At 54.0% G+C, this 14,130-nt stretch carries 13 protein-coding genes and 2 pseudogenes; 7 read left to right on the forward strand and 8 right to left on the reverse strand.

Annotated elements, in window-relative coordinates; translation table 11 throughout:
• The first annotated feature begins 408 nt into the window (after nt 1-408).
• Nucleotides 409-1,401, forward strand: a complete 993-nt coding sequence (locus WD430_RS20720) for a ParA family protein (RefSeq protein WP_339106255.1) — start codon at nt 409-411, stop codon at nt 1,399-1,401.
• The gene (locus WD430_RS20725) at nt 1,401-1,835 is read left to right on the forward strand and encodes an acyl-CoA dehydrogenase (protein ID WP_339106256.1); all 435 of its coding nucleotides are present in this window, start codon (nt 1,401-1,403) and stop codon (nt 1,833-1,835) included. Before WD430_RS20720 ends, WD430_RS20725 begins: the two co-directional genes overlap by 1 nt.
• A gap of 228 nt (nt 1,836-2,063) precedes the next feature.
• Here WD430_RS20725 and WD430_RS20730 read toward each other — a convergent pair whose 3' ends face one another.
• The 3 genes from WD430_RS20730 to WD430_RS20740 all read right to left on the reverse strand — a co-directional run bounded on the left by WD430_RS20730 (nt 2,064) and on the right by WD430_RS20740 (nt 3,283).
• Nucleotides 2,064-2,228, reverse strand: coding sequence for a hypothetical protein (locus tag WD430_RS20730; protein ID WP_339106257.1), 165 nt, complete (start codon nt 2,226-2,228; stop codon nt 2,064-2,066).
• Between the two features lie 34 nt (nt 2,229-2,262).
• Entirely contained in the window at nt 2,263-2,541 is a 279-nt protein-coding gene (locus WD430_RS20735) for a HalOD1 output domain-containing protein (RefSeq protein WP_339106258.1), read from the reverse strand.
• A 79-nt stretch (nt 2,542-2,620) separates the two neighbouring features.
• Nucleotides 2,621-3,283, reverse strand: coding sequence for a helix-turn-helix domain-containing protein (locus WD430_RS20740; protein WP_339106259.1), 663 nt, complete (start codon nt 3,281-3,283; stop codon nt 2,621-2,623).
• Between the two features lie 567 nt (nt 3,284-3,850).
• Here WD430_RS20740 and WD430_RS20745 point away from each other — a divergent pair.
• Together WD430_RS20745 and WD430_RS20750 are read left to right on the forward strand one after the other, a co-directional pair.
• Entirely contained in the window at nt 3,851-4,156 is a 306-nt protein-coding gene (locus WD430_RS20745) for an AbrB/MazE/SpoVT family DNA-binding domain-containing protein (RefSeq protein ID WP_339106260.1), read from the forward strand.
• Entirely contained in the window at nt 4,153-4,590 is a 438-nt protein-coding gene (locus WD430_RS20750) for a PIN domain-containing protein (RefSeq protein ID WP_339106261.1), read from the forward strand. Before WD430_RS20745 ends, WD430_RS20750 begins: the two co-directional genes overlap by 4 nt.
• 619 nt (nt 4,591-5,209) lie before the next feature.
• Here WD430_RS20750 and WD430_RS20755 read toward each other — a convergent pair.
• Nucleotides 5,210-6,031, reverse strand: a complete 822-nt coding sequence (locus WD430_RS20755) for an ArsR family transcriptional regulator (RefSeq protein WP_339106262.1) — start codon at nt 6,029-6,031, stop codon at nt 5,210-5,212.
• An 861-nt stretch (nt 6,032-6,892) separates the two neighbouring features.
• On the opposite strand from WD430_RS20755, the gene WD430_RS20760 reads away from it, so the two are divergent.
• Nucleotides 6,893-10,369, forward strand: coding sequence for a PAS domain S-box protein (locus tag WD430_RS20760; RefSeq protein ID WP_339106263.1), 3,477 nt, complete (start codon nt 6,893-6,895; stop codon nt 10,367-10,369).
• A gap of 495 nt (nt 10,370-10,864) precedes the next feature.
• Here the strand turns inward: WD430_RS20760 and WD430_RS20765 are convergent.
• Nucleotides 10,865-10,966, reverse strand: a pseudogene (locus WD430_RS20765) (IS6 family transposase); the annotation flags it as partial.
• A 104-nt stretch (nt 10,967-11,070) separates the two neighbouring features.
• Here WD430_RS20765 and WD430_RS20770 point away from each other — a divergent pair.
• On the forward strand, nt 11,071-11,604 hold the full coding sequence (locus tag WD430_RS20770; RefSeq protein WP_339106264.1) for an Rrf2 family transcriptional regulator: 534 nt from the start codon (nt 11,071-11,073) through the stop codon (nt 11,602-11,604).
• Between the two features lie 54 nt (nt 11,605-11,658).
• Here the strand turns inward: WD430_RS20770 and WD430_RS20775 are convergent, their stop codons facing one another.
• The 3 genes and pseudogenes from WD430_RS20775 to WD430_RS20785 form a co-directional block, all read right to left on the reverse strand.
• Entirely contained in the window at nt 11,659-11,889 is a 231-nt protein-coding gene (locus tag WD430_RS20775; RefSeq protein WP_339106265.1) for a hypothetical protein, read from the reverse strand.
• A gap of 81 nt (nt 11,890-11,970) precedes the next feature.
• Entirely contained in the window at nt 11,971-12,237 is a 267-nt protein-coding gene (locus WD430_RS20780; protein ID WP_339106266.1) for a helix-turn-helix domain-containing protein, read from the reverse strand.
• 744 nt (nt 12,238-12,981) lie between these two features.
• Nucleotides 12,982-13,544, reverse strand: a pseudogene (locus WD430_RS20785) (hypothetical protein).
• A gap of 227 nt (nt 13,545-13,771) precedes the next feature.
• Here WD430_RS20785 and WD430_RS20790 point away from each other — a divergent pair.
• Nucleotides 13,772-14,035 (forward strand): hypothetical protein, encoded by a 264-nt coding sequence (locus tag WD430_RS20790; protein WP_339106268.1) that lies wholly within the window; start codon nt 13,772-13,774, stop codon nt 14,033-14,035.
• The last annotated feature ends 95 nt before the right edge of the window (nt 14,036-14,130 follow it).

Raw genomic sequence — 14,130 nt, forward strand, 5'->3', positions numbered from 1 at the left:
TACTGTCGACCGAACGAAAACAGCGTTACAGCATGGTGAATGTTACAGATATATGTTACAGACATCAATTTCAAGAAACCTCATCATCCTGATCCAAAACCACAGGATGGCACCGAGACAGACAGCTGTTACAGATATATGTAACAGATTTCTGTATCAGAAATATATGGTAGGTGAGGGTTCCAGTTAGCTGAAACAGAGATATGTAATTGAGGACCGGGACAGCTGTTGATGATAACTGTTATCGTCTACTCCGAATCAGGTGGGGTGCCAAAACCACAGGCCAATGCCGTCACAGACAACTGTTACAGACATACGAAACAGGCTATTGTAACAGAAGGGCGTGACAGATTTACGTACCAGTCAATTGAAACAGATTTATGTGGTAGAAGACTGTAGCGTCTGTTGATGATAACTGCCGTCGTCTACTCCGAATCAGGCGGGACGTTCAAAACCACGACTACAGCGAACCTCGCGGTCAGTCTTGAGCGAATGGGGTTCGACGTGTGCGTGATCGACCTCGATCCCCAAGAGGGTAATTTAACAAGCCTGTTCGACGTGGGCGAACACCGAAGTGATCCAGACGCCGATAACTTCGTGAAACACATCCTCGAGATGCCCGACGGTGATTTCGAGGACCTCATCGAGACCTCGAGCGAGGGCGTCGACGTAATCCCGAGCCATGACATGCTCGGCGATTTCACGTCAAATCTCGAGCAGAAGATTGCCTATGAAACAGGCATGAAGAATATGTCCAAAGAGGAGTTCCCGCGGTTCGAGCTGCTATACGATCTGCTATGGAACGAACAGCAACTTCACAAACAGTATGACGCTGTCCTTATCGATCCGAACGCACGTGCCGAGGACCTGTTGTATAACGCCATCTACGCTATGCGGACACTCGTGGCCCCGGTCAAGCCTGCAGGGAAAGGAAACCTCAGTCTTGACGGACTCGAAGAACTCGTCACGAACATGAGCAACTATCTAGATATCGAGGTTGGCCTGTCATGTGTCGTTCCGTCCGGCGTTGGCCAGACGAACGCCCATCAGCAGTACTCCAAGCAGTTCCAAGACACTGACGAGTACGCAACGCCGGTCGCAATCCCCGCCCGAGAGAGTCTCATGGACACGATGTGGGAAGCCCGGGGATCTGCATATAAAGTGATCGAAGAACGGTGGAAGACGTTCGAGAAAGACGGCGAGATGGTCAGCGAGCCTGGACAACGCCGTATTCGCGACCGGGAGCTCGAGACCGCTCGTGACATCTACGAGCTGGCTGCGTTCATCGCAACTGAGACCTTCGACGCCGAGATCGATCCGACGCTCACGCTCGATATCGACGGCTATGACACGCGCACATTCGAGGTTTGTGACGACGCCGAACGCGAGGTGACGGCCTGATGCCGATGAAAAAGGGTTCAGGGAGCCTCGATTTCGGCGAAGACGGCGACGATTCGAACGATGAGTCCGATGACTCTGAACCGCGAACGGAGGACTTGAGCGAAGAGAGGTCAACCGACCAGAGCAACACAGAACAAACACCAACGCAACCAGAGAGCACTGAATCCGAACCGAAATCCGACGACGAAGCAGAATATCCGTACTTCGTCCGCCGGAGTAAGGTTGGCGACGAACGCGATGAGCGGATCGAAGTATATCTACGGACCGAGGTCAGCGACCAAGAGTCGGCGTTTCGAAGTGACCTCGCCGACGCACTCGAGACTGGCGAAGTTTCGAAAACAGACGCCCGCGAGTTCGCGTTGAAATATGCATTTGAGAATCCTGAGGGTGTCGCCGAATTGATGCGCGAAGAAGGTCACGGGATCACAGACTAATTTCTGCATCTTGCCGCTTCCTATCTAGCGTGCCTAGCTAAAGCCGTCTTGTATCACCCTTATCATCACCAACCCATCTCACAGACCATCCCAGTCATCATCAGAGTCACTTAGACCTCCTCTTCTTGTGCGATCCGCTCGCAGTTTTAGAGAGGTCTTGGTCTCTACAGATGCAAACCGATTACTAAAGCCTGCATCAAATCATATTTGCTTCCGGGTGATTATCGATCATTCGATTTGCCAAATTTGGATTTCCCAATTTGGGTGATCGGCCGTCGTTTGAATTTTTAAGCTACCTTCTATCCCGACATCGTTAGCTTCTGCTTCTTCTAAGATCGTTTGGAAAGCAGAACGAAGTGATTCGATGTCATCTACTGGTTGGATGTTTCCCATAAATTATTCTGTAATTATTGGCTGTACTGTTGCTTTACGTTCCGTCTAAATTAGAGACGTGAACATAATTGGCGGTCACCGCTACGCGATAATTTGCGTAAGTAAATTCCAGATACACTTCATCTGGATCCACTTCATCACTGGAGCGGGAGTGGAATAGAGTGTTCAGGGCATCAGGGTCAATATATTCGTAGAGCGGATCCAACTCAATCGGATCACGATTTGATGCCTCTGCAACAGCCTCGATAACTGCTTGACTGACGGGGCTATCCTCACTGCAGGTATACTCGATAGGGGAATCTATGCTTGACATCTATTCCTTATTGAGCGCTCCATATGTCTAAGTCTCCACAGTCACCATCTACGTGTTTAAGTCCCCTCCCGTTTCATTATCAACTATTGATATCCTCGGTGTCTGACCGGACCGTCTGTTCAATGAGAGTATCTAGTGCTCGCCGCAGCCGCCTCCCAAGCGCAGATGAGGTAACCTCAAACTCCTCAGCTAACTCTTCGAGCGTGATGCAGCGCGGTTGCTTAAAGTAGCCGCGTTCATGTGCTTCAACGAGTACATCATACTGAGCAGGAGTTAATTCGAACCGCTCAGCCGGGTTATCAGGCTTTTCCTGATAGAGACGGTGAAGGTGAAACGGAATTCCTTCCTCTTCGCAGGCTTCACGGTACGCTTTTAGCGCCTCCAAAGTTGGGATGCGAGCACGGAAGCGGGACCTCTCATGGGTAGTTGTAATATCGAGATACACTATATCATATTCAGCCGCTTTTGGATACAAAAACTCCTGTACAGCGTCTTCGGGGTACGTCACACGATATAAACGTCGATCGTCGAGTTCAGTGAGACAGGTATACTCTTTGGTGGTGGGGTCAGCTTGAAGTGCTGATTCGAAGGTGTCGAAATCGCCACCAGAAGCCCAGAAGACGTGTTTCCCCTCCCCCATCTGCGTCATATGTATATCCTCAGTGTAAAACATCATCTCTGGGACTTCTTCGGCTTCTCTCATCAGCGGAGAAACAATGCTGAACTCAGCGATCAAGCTCATTTTTCACCCTTGCGTCAGAACAACAGGATATTGATAGTTTAATCACGCTAGACAAAGGGGATGACAACTTCGGACTACATCTACCCCTTTCAATAACACCTGACTGTGTCAAGACCTCACTCAACAGATGCTTTTTCGTCATGAGGATTGCTTACCGAATATCACACCAAAGGTATTGAATCCCCACGAATCCTGTTAGACTGAGCACAGAACCATAACTAAGGCACTGTTTAGTTAGAAGGGTAATATAATTAATAGGTAGGGGAGTTTGTTTGTGAGACCGCTCACAGACCCGCTCAGCGAAAGCTATGTGGCGGAGTGTATTCTACTCATCTCGAGATTCTATCTCGAACTCGTCGTCCCTGTGCGTCGTCAGTGGTCTCTCGAGAGGTTGCGGCCGACGATGATGCTGTTCACAATCTTGAGTCCGTCAGAACGACGCCTACAGGTGGAGTCTCGGCGACCGACGACTAACTCTTTTATTAATGTGGTCCAAGGATACGTAGACGGGAATGAGTAATACTGACCGACAGATAGTAGTATCTCGGCCAAGTAGTACAACTTAGAATGTCGGGTAGTACTCGAGAGCCAGAAATTGTTCGCGTCTCTCAGAAAGGACAGACGACGATTCCGAAGTCGTTGCGCGAGAAATACGGGATCGACACACCTGGTGAGGTGTTCATCTATGAGGAAGGTGAGCGCATTGTCGTCGAGCCTGTCCCTTCGCTTGAGGAACTGGAAGGAATCCACGCGACTGGCGACCGCAACCCGGGCGATGTGATCGAGAAAGTCCGGGAGGTAAAGCGTGAGGAACGTCAACGCGAGAAAGAGCGTGCCGACCGTCTCCGACCGAAGGATGCTGCCAACGAATGACCGAGAGGTATGTATTCGACACTGAGGCGATTATCGCGTATCTCTACAACGAACCGGGGAAAGATGTCATTGCGAAGTACCTCATGGACGTCCGAAACGGTGCCGCCGACGGGCTGTTGACTGAGGCGAACGCCGCCGAGGTGTTCTATCTCGTTGCCCGCTTTGAAGGTGTAGACGACAAGCCGACTACCGACTCCCTTCGGACCGCCGATCGTGACGTCCGAGCACTCGAGCGGTGGGGGCTACAGCTTGAGTCTGCTGACTGGCGCGTAGCTGCTGAGGTGAAAGCAGACGGACAGATATCGCTAGCAGACGCTCATGCCGTCGCACTCGCCTCTGAGGCGGATGCTACTCTCGTTGCCGGCGCCGACGACGATTTCGACGAACTACCAATCGACATCGATATGATTCGGTTCCGCAACGAGGGTGTTTAGCTCCTCGATTCAGCTGAAAATCAGATTCACCGTTATCTGAAATCGAAAAATAACTTAAATGATTGGCTAGTAATAAAATTGATGACTGACAAACTAGTGGTCTGTCAAGTGTCGATTGATAGGCTCATCATTTAAGCAGTACCGGACGCCGAAGTTATTGTTGCCGCTGATCTCGCGGACACGAATTCGGTCTGAATCCGGGCTAACTTCTCTTGGTAGATAAGCAATCGATCATCGCGGGAGATATCGAAGAGAGCGATCTGCCTGACGTGACCCAACAGGTCGTAGTATGGACGTACGGGCAATTCGTGTTCGGATCGAATCGATCTCCGCACCGGTACGATCTGCTTCCGATGCGCTATCGAAGATACGGCTACCGACAGCGCCACCATCCAGGATAGCGAGAAACTGCGACACGTGAACTCGGGCAGCGGGACTCCAGAGACCGCGTAACGATAGCGACAGCGCGGCTGGAGGACAACAGCGGACAGTCTCTCCCGACGAAAGTGAGGACAGTCGGCGCTGTTGGAACCCTCAACTGGTGACAGGTTTGGCACCCTCAGCGATAAGTACAGGCGAAGTAATGATCGAACTCATGCTTCACAGCGAATATTGGTGGTCAGCTTTCAAACGGAAGATTTCCAAGGAACTCGTCACTCTGATAATCAAGATGATCTAATCGCGGACCGAGCAGCTCACGGGTCAGGACCACCAAGGGGTTGGTCGTTCCTTCACCAACCATTGCGATCTCCGTTCTCGTCCCATCAGCAGCTTCATCCCAGAGACCGACAACGACTTCCGCTCGATCAGCAACAATCAGCCGACTTACTTTGGGATAATTCGACTGTTCATACATCCAATCCATCTGGGGGTCCCATATCGTTGCTTCTGGAAGACGATCCCGGAAGAAATCTCGAGCGTCTCGGCTTTTTGTTCCGGCATGGAGTTCAACTCCTCGCTTGATAGCTCTCTCCGCATAGGGGAGACACTCTTCATCAAGTAGTTCGTTGGAAGCGTAAATCAGAAACAGTTCATCTTCGGCGTTATCAGCCAACCCCCGGCAGTAGTCGTACACCTCTTCGCGCCCTTCAAGTCGTCCAACAGTGCTTTCGTCCGTTCTGTGACCCGACCGGAACTGTGAGAGCAGGTCGTCGAGTACGTCTAGATCCATCCACTCGACGTCACTTGTCAAGTAGTTCGCGCCGGTGACGATGTTTTCATCGCGGTCGTAGTTGATTAGCCCTGCTTCGTCAAGTCGAGGAAGATGGTTGTGATGGAGAGAGATAACCGTCTGCTCGATGTTCTCGTCGTCCTCCGAAACGAGTTGTTCAGCAATCTCGGATACAGAAAGTCCGTGTGAAGTATCAGTGAGAAGAGTCAAAACCGCCCGATTAGTGGTATCTGTGAGTAGCCGAAGGAGTTCTTCGTTCTGCGAATCCATTACCATTGAATACTCCTGTTGGATAATAAAGAGAAGGTCTTAACCCACATACAATTCCTAAATATTTATATATTGATCATTGTTGAACTAATACTTCCCGCAACGATATTAATCGTCTCTCTGTAACAGCTGTTTCAGACAACATCGCGTCTGGAGAATAGGATTTCGATAGGGCTGGACCGTCCTCTTCTGCCGAAATAGGCCAACAAAGACGCAAAGCGTCAACGCGGGGGTGCCAGCCGGTGGGACCGGCATCTTGGGTGCCGACGTGAGCGACACAGGTTAATTCACCTCGTCTTGATGCACTGCCGGGGTGCCAACCGTACCACGCACGATTAGGGTGCCAGTGTGATGAGATGGGTGGTGACCAATGTAAACAGCACGAGAGCACAGTGGGGTGCCAGCATCAACGCGCCATCTGGGTGCCACCGTGACCGCACTAGTTGGGTGCCGTCTTGTGCGAACCACTACGGTTCCAGCAACAGCGGATCACGTGGACTCGAACTCACTCATGAACTCGACAGCAATGGGGACTGTCGATTGCGAGTTCCAGTTCAGTGAGACGCTGTTTACATTGCATCTATGAGAGACACAGCGCCGCGTCGGCCAACACGCGACAGGGGGATGTCAGTCCTGGCAGCAAGCGGATCACTGAACTCGAGCAACAACAAGTGACTGTCCATCTTGCTTGTTCCAGAGGGTGTTAGAGAACGATCCGCAGGACGTTCTTTTTACCCAATCTGGAGCGGACTATCCGTTCACTACACAGGCGGATGTGAGTAGAAAATGCAGAGCATGTATCTTCCGAGAACGCTGGCTGAATGAAGCTTTATCCGACCCACGTACCATACTATTGCGTGTATGAGTGAACCAGTCGGGTCTTCTGGTCCAATGTTCTGGGGAGACATCGATGACACAGAGGCCCTCCAGCGGTATCGGGCGCTCGTGACTGCGATCGACGATGGACTCTACCAACTCGACGCCGAAGATCGATTCATCGCGGTAAACGACGAAATCGTCGAGTTAACGGGATACGCACGTGAGGAACTTCTCGGCGAACACGTCTCTCTGCTACTCGACAATGACGACTCGACTATCGAACCGTCCCTCACGAATCTTACCGATCAAAGCGAACAACTCGAGTGCGCCGTACAGACTGCCGAGGGAGACCGCGTTCGTTGCGAAGTACGGGTCTCCCTACTCGAATCGGACGGCACGGTACAGGGAACCGTTGGTATCGTTCAAGATATTACCGACAGCAGTCGACCGGATCAGCCACTCGAAGAATCCGACCAGCGGCACAACCATGAATCGACCAACGAGTGCGAACCGAGGTTCCGTGAGACGAAAACTCAACTCGAAGTCGCCAAGGCCGCTGGGTCTGTCGGCACGTGGTCATGGGACATTCAAGAAAACACTGTAACTGCGGACGAATGTCTTGCTAAATCCCACGACACGGCCCCAGAGGAGGTCACTGCGGGCGTACCAATTGAGGAATTTTTCGCCTCGGTTCATGAGGTAGACCAAGAACGAGTATGGAACCAACTCGACGAGGCAGTTGAGGAGGCGGGTGAGTTCGAGGCCGAGTACCGCATTACTGACGCGGAGGGCGACACGCTGTGGGTGGCGTCCCGTGGCGAAGTCGAGTACGACGGCAACAGTGAGCCGTGCCGAATAATCGGTGCTACCGCTGACATCACTGAACGCAAGGAAGCGGGGACAGAGTTGAAGAGAGCGACCGCCGAGGAGCAAAACCGGCTCTACGAGACGATTATCTCCAGCACGCCTGATCTCATCTACGCCTTCGACCTTGATTACCGCTTCACGTTCGCCAACGATGCGGTGCTGGAGATGTGGGGCCAAACCCGTGAGGAAGCCATCGGGAAAACGCTGCGGGAGATTGGCTACGAACCGTGGCACGCGGAGATGCATGAGCGTGAAATCGACGAGGTCATCGAGACGAAAGAGCCCATTCGCGGTGAGGTTGCATTCCCACACGCCGAACGTGGCCGTCGCGTCTATGAGTATATCTTCGCACCTGTGCTCAACGACGACGATGAAGTCGAAACCATCGCCGGGACATCACGCGACGTCACCGAACGCAGGCAGGCCGAGGAGAACCTCCAGAAGAATAAAGAACGATTCCACGCGCTGGTCACTGCCAGTTCAGACGTGGTGTATCGCATGAGCCCTGATTGGAGCGAAATGCACGAGTTCACGGGCAAAGAGCTCCTCGCCGATACAGACGAACCGACCAGTGACTGGCTCGATAAATACATCCATCCGGACGAACAGCCGCGCGTCACGGAGGCTATCGACGAAGCAATCCAGACGAAGAGCACGTTCGAGTTGGAACACCGGGTGGAACAGGACGACGGGAGCACGGGCTGGACGTTCTCGCGTGCGGTACCGATGCTGAACGAGGACGGTGAGATCGAGGAATGGATCGGCATGGCGAGCGATATCACCGAGCGGAAACGACGCGAACAGGAACTCGAGCGGTCCGAGCAGCGCTACCGGACCCTTGCAGAGTACTTCCCGAACGGACTCGTCACGCTGTTTGACCACGACCTCGAGTACACGCTGGCGGCCGGCCAGGGCTTCGATCAAATCCCGTTCGAGCCCGACGATCTCGAGGGGCACAACTTCTACGACGTGTGGCCCGACGAAACAGTCGACGAATTCGAGCCGGCGATCCTGGCCGCGCTCGAGGGCGAGCAGCAGTCGGTCGAGTTCACATACGGCGGCCGCGAGTGGGTCCTCCACGCGGTCCCCATCACCGACGAACGCGGCGACGTCTTCGCCGGCATGACGATGGCTCAGGACATCACTGAGCAGAAGGAGCGCGAACAGTATCTCCAGGACGCTAAGTCCCAGCTCGAGGCGGCGACGGAGGCCGGCGCGGTCGGGACATGGGAGTGGGATGTCCAGAACGACGAGATGTGCGTCAGTCCGTCGTTCGCGCGGACGTTCGGCGTCGATCCGGACGCGGCCCAGCAGGGCGTCTCGCTTGACCGGTTCATCGACGGCATCCACGAGGACGATCGCGAGCGGGTGGTCGCCGCGATCGAGGACGCCGTCGAGACCTGTGACGAGTACAAATCAGAGTACCGTGTGTGGAACGCCGACGGCGAGCTCCGCTGGGTCGTCGCCCGTGGCCACGTTGAGTGCGACGACGGCGAACCGATCACCTTCCCTGGCGCGCTGACCGACATCACCGAGCGCAAGCGCGCCGAACTCGAGCGCCAGCGCAACAAGGAGCAACTCGAGACGCTGTTTGAGGTCCTGCCGATCGGCGTCGTGGTTGCCGACGCAGACGGGTCGCTGATCAGAGCTAATGACACGGCCAAGGAGATCTGGGGTGGCGACGTGTTCAACGCAGAGTCGGTCGCGGAGTACGACAAGTACCCCGCGGTATGGGCGGATACGGGCGAGCCGATCGCTCCGGACGACTGGACGATGTCCCAAGTTCTCCAGGGAACCGAGGTTACGGAGCCGAACATCTACGAGATCAGTGCATTCGATGGTGAACAGCGCATCATTATGGAGCACGGCATGCCGGTCAGAGACGAGTGCGGCGACGTGAGCCACGCCGTCATCACCCTGACGGATATTACCGAGCGCCGTGAGTACCAGCGTAAACTCGAGGAGTCCAACGAGCGGTTGGAGCAGTTCGCCTACGCGGCCTCCCACGACCTGCAAGAGCCCCTGCGGATGATCACGAGCTACCTCCAGCTACTCGAAAAGCGCTACGACGACGCCTTTGACGAGGACGGCGAGGAGTTTCTCGAGTACGCCGTCAATGGGGCTGAGCGTATGCGCGAGATGATCGATGCGTTACTCGAGTACTCGCGGATCGAAACGCAGGGTGATCCGTTCGAACCCGTCGACCTGAACGAGACTCTCGAGGACGTGCTCGCGGATCTCCAGGTCCAGATTGTGGAGAGCGGCGCCGAAGTTATGGTCGAGGACCTTCCCCACCTCGAGGGCGACGCCAGCCAGCTCCGACAGTTGTTCCAGAATTTGCTCGACAACGCGATCACGTATAGCGGCGACGAGCCGCCGCTGATCCACGTCGACGCAGATCGACGCGGCGACAAGTGGGTGATCTCGGTCGAAGACAACGGCATCGGTATCGAGCCCGACAAGCAAGAACGGGTATTCACGGTCTTCGATCGGCTCCACAGTCGCGAGGAGTACGACGGGACAGGCATCGGCCTCGCGCTCTGCCAGCGTATCGTCAAGCGCCACGGTGGTGAGATCTGGGTCGAGTCCGAGCCCGGCGAGGGAGCGACGTTCTCGTTCACGCTCCCAGCTGGAAGCGAACACGATCTATGAACAGCCTGTATTGACCGCTCACCGTTTACACCAGCTGAGCAGTTGAGTTGCTGAATACAGGACAGTATTCAGCACGCTTCTTTTGGCAGCTGTCGGAGAGATAGATAGTCGCTTCGGTAGCACCTTCATCTGTACTTACCGTTTGTTGGGTAGTCACAGAGAGGGTATGGGAACTTTTCTATGACAGCCCGTGTTCCAGCGTATCACTGAACTCGAGTTCATGCTTGAACTCCACATTAGTTGTTGAATTCTACATTTACCCGGTCTGACCCGCCTTCTTGACCTTGAGAACGTTATCTCGGAGGGACACTGCCTAGTTACGATTCTGACGCAAAACGGTGTTTCAGCGGCTGTTATCCCTCTTATGATGGGATCTGTGACTATCACCTCTCAGGCGATGTGGACTGAAGCAGTCGAATTTTCGCCGCTCAGAGAACAGCGCCCCTTTGTATCAGGTTCCCACGTCTTGCGGTTTCCCTTACCTAGACAGTGCGGCAGATGGAGCTGGATACTCAATCGCATCAGCTCGTGCGGTGTCGCCTCGCGGTCCACAATATCTAATTGAATGCCGCTACTAGAGCCGTTGAGCAGGTGAATTCTGGCCGGGGCACATAGAATTCTAACCACCTCGCTTTTCAGACCGTATCTGAACAGCGCCCAGATCCCAACGGACTTAAACGGATTACTCACCAAATATCAATATGTCATCGATCGATCTCACAGCGAGCCAGAAGAAGATTCTGCGTGCGCTGACGAACCTCCACAAGAAGTCCGAGGACACAGTCAAAGGTGAAGATATCGCTGAGCAGGTCGACCGTAACGTAGGGACGATTCGTAATCAGATGCAGAGTCTGAAGGCACTCCAACTAGTCGAGGGTGTTCCTGGACCGAAAGGTGGATACAAACCGACGGCGACAGCTTACGAGACTCTTGAAACCCAGCAGATGGATGAGCCCGCAGCTGTTCCTCTCGAGCACAAGGGCGAGCGCCTTGAGGATATTCTCATTGAAGAGATCGACCTCTCGAGTGTCCACCATCCTGAGCTGTGTCGAGCGGAAGTCCACATTCAGAGCTCGATCGATGCCTTTCACGAGGGTGACACGGTCACTGTCGGCCCGACTCCACTCTCAAAACTCACGGTTGAGGGCACCGTCGACGGCAAGGATGACACAAACAATATCCTCATTCTGAAGATCGACAATATGGCCACGCCGACCGAAGAATTGGCCCACTAAGACATCAGGCGCTACAGTTCTGTCTAGATAACAGGAACGCTTGTCGGCTTGAGGTCACTCTTCTACAATGGATTGTTTAAGCGTGAATCCGCACTCGAGATCGAGAAAGAGCACCTTTTGCTCGCTTCCGTAGCGATCTGAATCGTGGTCCCACAGTTTGGCGATCCCTTCCCGGAGTTCGCGTCGCTGGGTCGGTGAGATGTTTGCTGTTTCTTCGAGCGTACCTTCGGTCAGTTCTGTGCTCTCGATTGCATTGGTGATCGCTACTGAACTAGACAGTACCACCGATATTCTGCATAGTATATTTAAAATAAAGCTGTTCACTCTGGGTTAACAGGATTACAGAAGACAGGAGGAACAGAGGTGTTACTCGATGTTAAGGCTGTAGAGGCGCTTGCGGGCGTCCGAGAACGAGAATCGAGAGACGACGACGTTCTCATCGTCGAGCCGATTCAGGGCGTAGCGAACCGTCCGGGCTGGCAGAAGCGTTTCGTCGGCAATCTGTTGCTGGGTCATTGTATCGTTGTAGTCAAGGACTTTTGCGACGAGTTTGGCGCTCGGTGGGAGGTCGCGGATGTCGTCCCAGGACCCTTTTTGAGTAGTTTTCTGATGCAGCGGTTCTAACGTATCCATTCTATACACTCCATTCCAAATGCAGTGTGATAATATTTTCTATCTTCTTGTATACCCACCAGTTATAAAATAGGCACAAGCTCATCTATCTGAAACCCCGTGAAGCAGGACACTGCTAGGTTGAGGCTGAACTGAGTACGGTCACGAGCGGCGCGGAGGACGAAATGCGGCGAGCGGGGCGGACCGTCGAGAAACACCCGGCCATTCAGTTCCGACGCTCGATGACCCTCCCCACCTCCTAGTAGACTCAGAAAGGGCGAGGCCGTCTCGGTCGTCCCCTGGCCTCGTAAGCACCGAGCCACGAACGTCTGGGCGGCGACCCCGACGAGCGCTGGATCCGCACGTTCGATCTCGGATTCACCCTTCGTTGACGATATCGTCGTCATCGATCGTAAAGCGCTTGCCCCAGTCAATCTGCTCGAGCATCAGGGCGCAGCCTCCTGAACCACGTCTCGAGCGTCCGCTTGCAGGTGTCCGTTCTGGACCTCACAACTGTCCGAACAGAACCGGCCAGCGTATCCTGCCCGATCACGAGTGAGTGCCGAACAACTCGGCATCCGGCACGCGTTGCGCTCGGTCATCTGGCGATACCTCACTTCAGGGACTGAGTCGTCTCTGCGTCTGGCGATGTTGTTGCTACATCAGTTGTTCGCATGGGTTTCTGCGGTGGGCTTCAGTCGAACCCCCGTATGCCTCGCGGGGGCGACAAACCATCTTGAGCGACCGGCTGGTTCATCGCACAGTTTATCGATTGAACGTCCCATCCGGAGCGAGGATGATCCCAGTTCGGATCTCGATATCAACATGTCTGAGATGTTTGCAGCCACCGGCAGGCTGGCGTTGTTCATAATCCGGACAGGGGCACGTCTCTGCCTCGACATCGACCGTGTAGGTGTTCCCGCTTTCGCTGACGACCTCGTAGGTTGAACCCACACTGGCGAAGCGAACGTCCATATCCTCGCTCAGTGCCCGACGGGTTCGCGGCTCGTCGATCGAGTAGCCACCTGTCTTGAGCTGAGTCAGTGGATCTGGTGTCTCACAGTGGTCGCTGCACTCGCGACGACGAGTTCGTTCTTGGCCGCAGTTCCGGCAGTGCCAGTAGCGCATTCGGTACTCAAAACCATTGGTGAGGTCGATCTCATATAGTGTTGGTTCGGTTCCGGGTAGCCACTCGTCGACGGCAACGAGTTCGTACCCATTCAGTCGAGCGACGTCGCCGGAATACCGTCGCTCTCGGTCGCTGGTGTTGTTGCAGTCATGGCGGTGTTCTTGGTATTGCTCGCGCTGATCGGTCGATCTGTACTCATGGATAATCTCGAGCCACATGTGGTCGCGCTTCACCCCTTAGACGCGAAAAAACGATTCCCGAACTGGGCGATCGATAAGGGAGCGCAAGGACTGACTGGAAAGAAAGAGAGTCGTTCGTTCGAAAGTGCTTGTCGAGTCCGTTCGTTGCCCCGCGAAGCCGGTTCAACTCCCACAGTGGGGTATTCTTAAGCAACTCGATACTGAAGAATCCAGGTACGAAGACGAGATGAACGACAGCACTGATCCACGGCCGCCGCTGTCGGAGTGGATTTTAGACGCGTACGATGTCCTTTGCACGCACAGTCTCAATTCGGACGATCATGAAGATGTGCAGTCGGTCCCTCGAGAGCAAGCACTCGAGATCCTTCTTAGAACTAATGAACTGGCCCTTGAACCTGAAGAGGCGAACTATGCGCTCACTCGGCTGCTCGAGCGAGGCTACTTCTACGAGGTCGACGATGAACTCCGTGTGACGGCGCTGGAAAATTGAACAGTAGCTGAGGCTGATCGTCTCAATGCATGTGAGATTTCTAAGGCTGACTACAGGTCGGTATCGAATAGATATCTGATCACCTATAATAGGGC

The sequence above is a fragment of the Haloterrigena sp. KLK7 genome (assembly GCF_037914945.1).
Taxonomy (GTDB): Archaea; Halobacteriota; Halobacteria; order Halobacteriales; family Natrialbaceae; genus Haloterrigena; species Haloterrigena salinisoli.

Excerpts from the sequence above, each read along its gene's own strand:
- WD430_RS20720 (WP_339106255.1), top strand. The coding sequence starts at position 409 with ATGATAACTGCCGTCGTCTACTCCGAATCAGGCGGGACGTTCAAAACC.
- WD430_RS20725 (WP_339106256.1), top strand. The coding sequence starts at position 1,401 with ATGCCGATGAAAAAGGGTTCAGGGAGCCTCGATTTCGGCGAAGACGGC.
- WD430_RS20730 (WP_339106257.1), bottom strand. The coding sequence starts at position 2,228 with ATGGGAAACATCCAACCAGTAGATGACATCGAATCACTTCGTTCTGCT.
- WD430_RS20735 (WP_339106258.1), bottom strand. The coding sequence starts at position 2,541 with ATGTCAAGCATAGATTCCCCTATCGAGTATACCTGCAGTGAGGATAGC.
- WD430_RS20740 (WP_339106259.1), bottom strand. The coding sequence starts at position 3,283 with ATGAGCTTGATCGCTGAGTTCAGCATTGTTTCTCCGCTGATGAGAGAA.
- WD430_RS20745 (WP_339106260.1), top strand. The coding sequence starts at position 3,851 with ATGTCGGGTAGTACTCGAGAGCCAGAAATTGTTCGCGTCTCTCAGAAA.
- WD430_RS20750 (WP_339106261.1), top strand. The coding sequence starts at position 4,153 with ATGACCGAGAGGTATGTATTCGACACTGAGGCGATTATCGCGTATCTC.
- WD430_RS20755 (WP_339106262.1), bottom strand. The coding sequence starts at position 6,031 with ATGGATTCGCAGAACGAAGAACTCCTTCGGCTACTCACAGATACCACT.
- WD430_RS20760 (WP_339106263.1), top strand. The coding sequence starts at position 6,893 with ATGAGTGAACCAGTCGGGTCTTCTGGTCCAATGTTCTGGGGAGACATC.
- WD430_RS20770 (WP_339106264.1), top strand. The coding sequence starts at position 11,071 with ATGTCATCGATCGATCTCACAGCGAGCCAGAAGAAGATTCTGCGTGCG.
- WD430_RS20780 (WP_339106266.1), bottom strand. The coding sequence starts at position 12,237 with ATGGATACGTTAGAACCGCTGCATCAGAAAACTACTCAAAAAGGGTCC.
- WD430_RS20790 (WP_339106268.1), top strand. The coding sequence starts at position 13,772 with ATGAACGACAGCACTGATCCACGGCCGCCGCTGTCGGAGTGGATTTTA.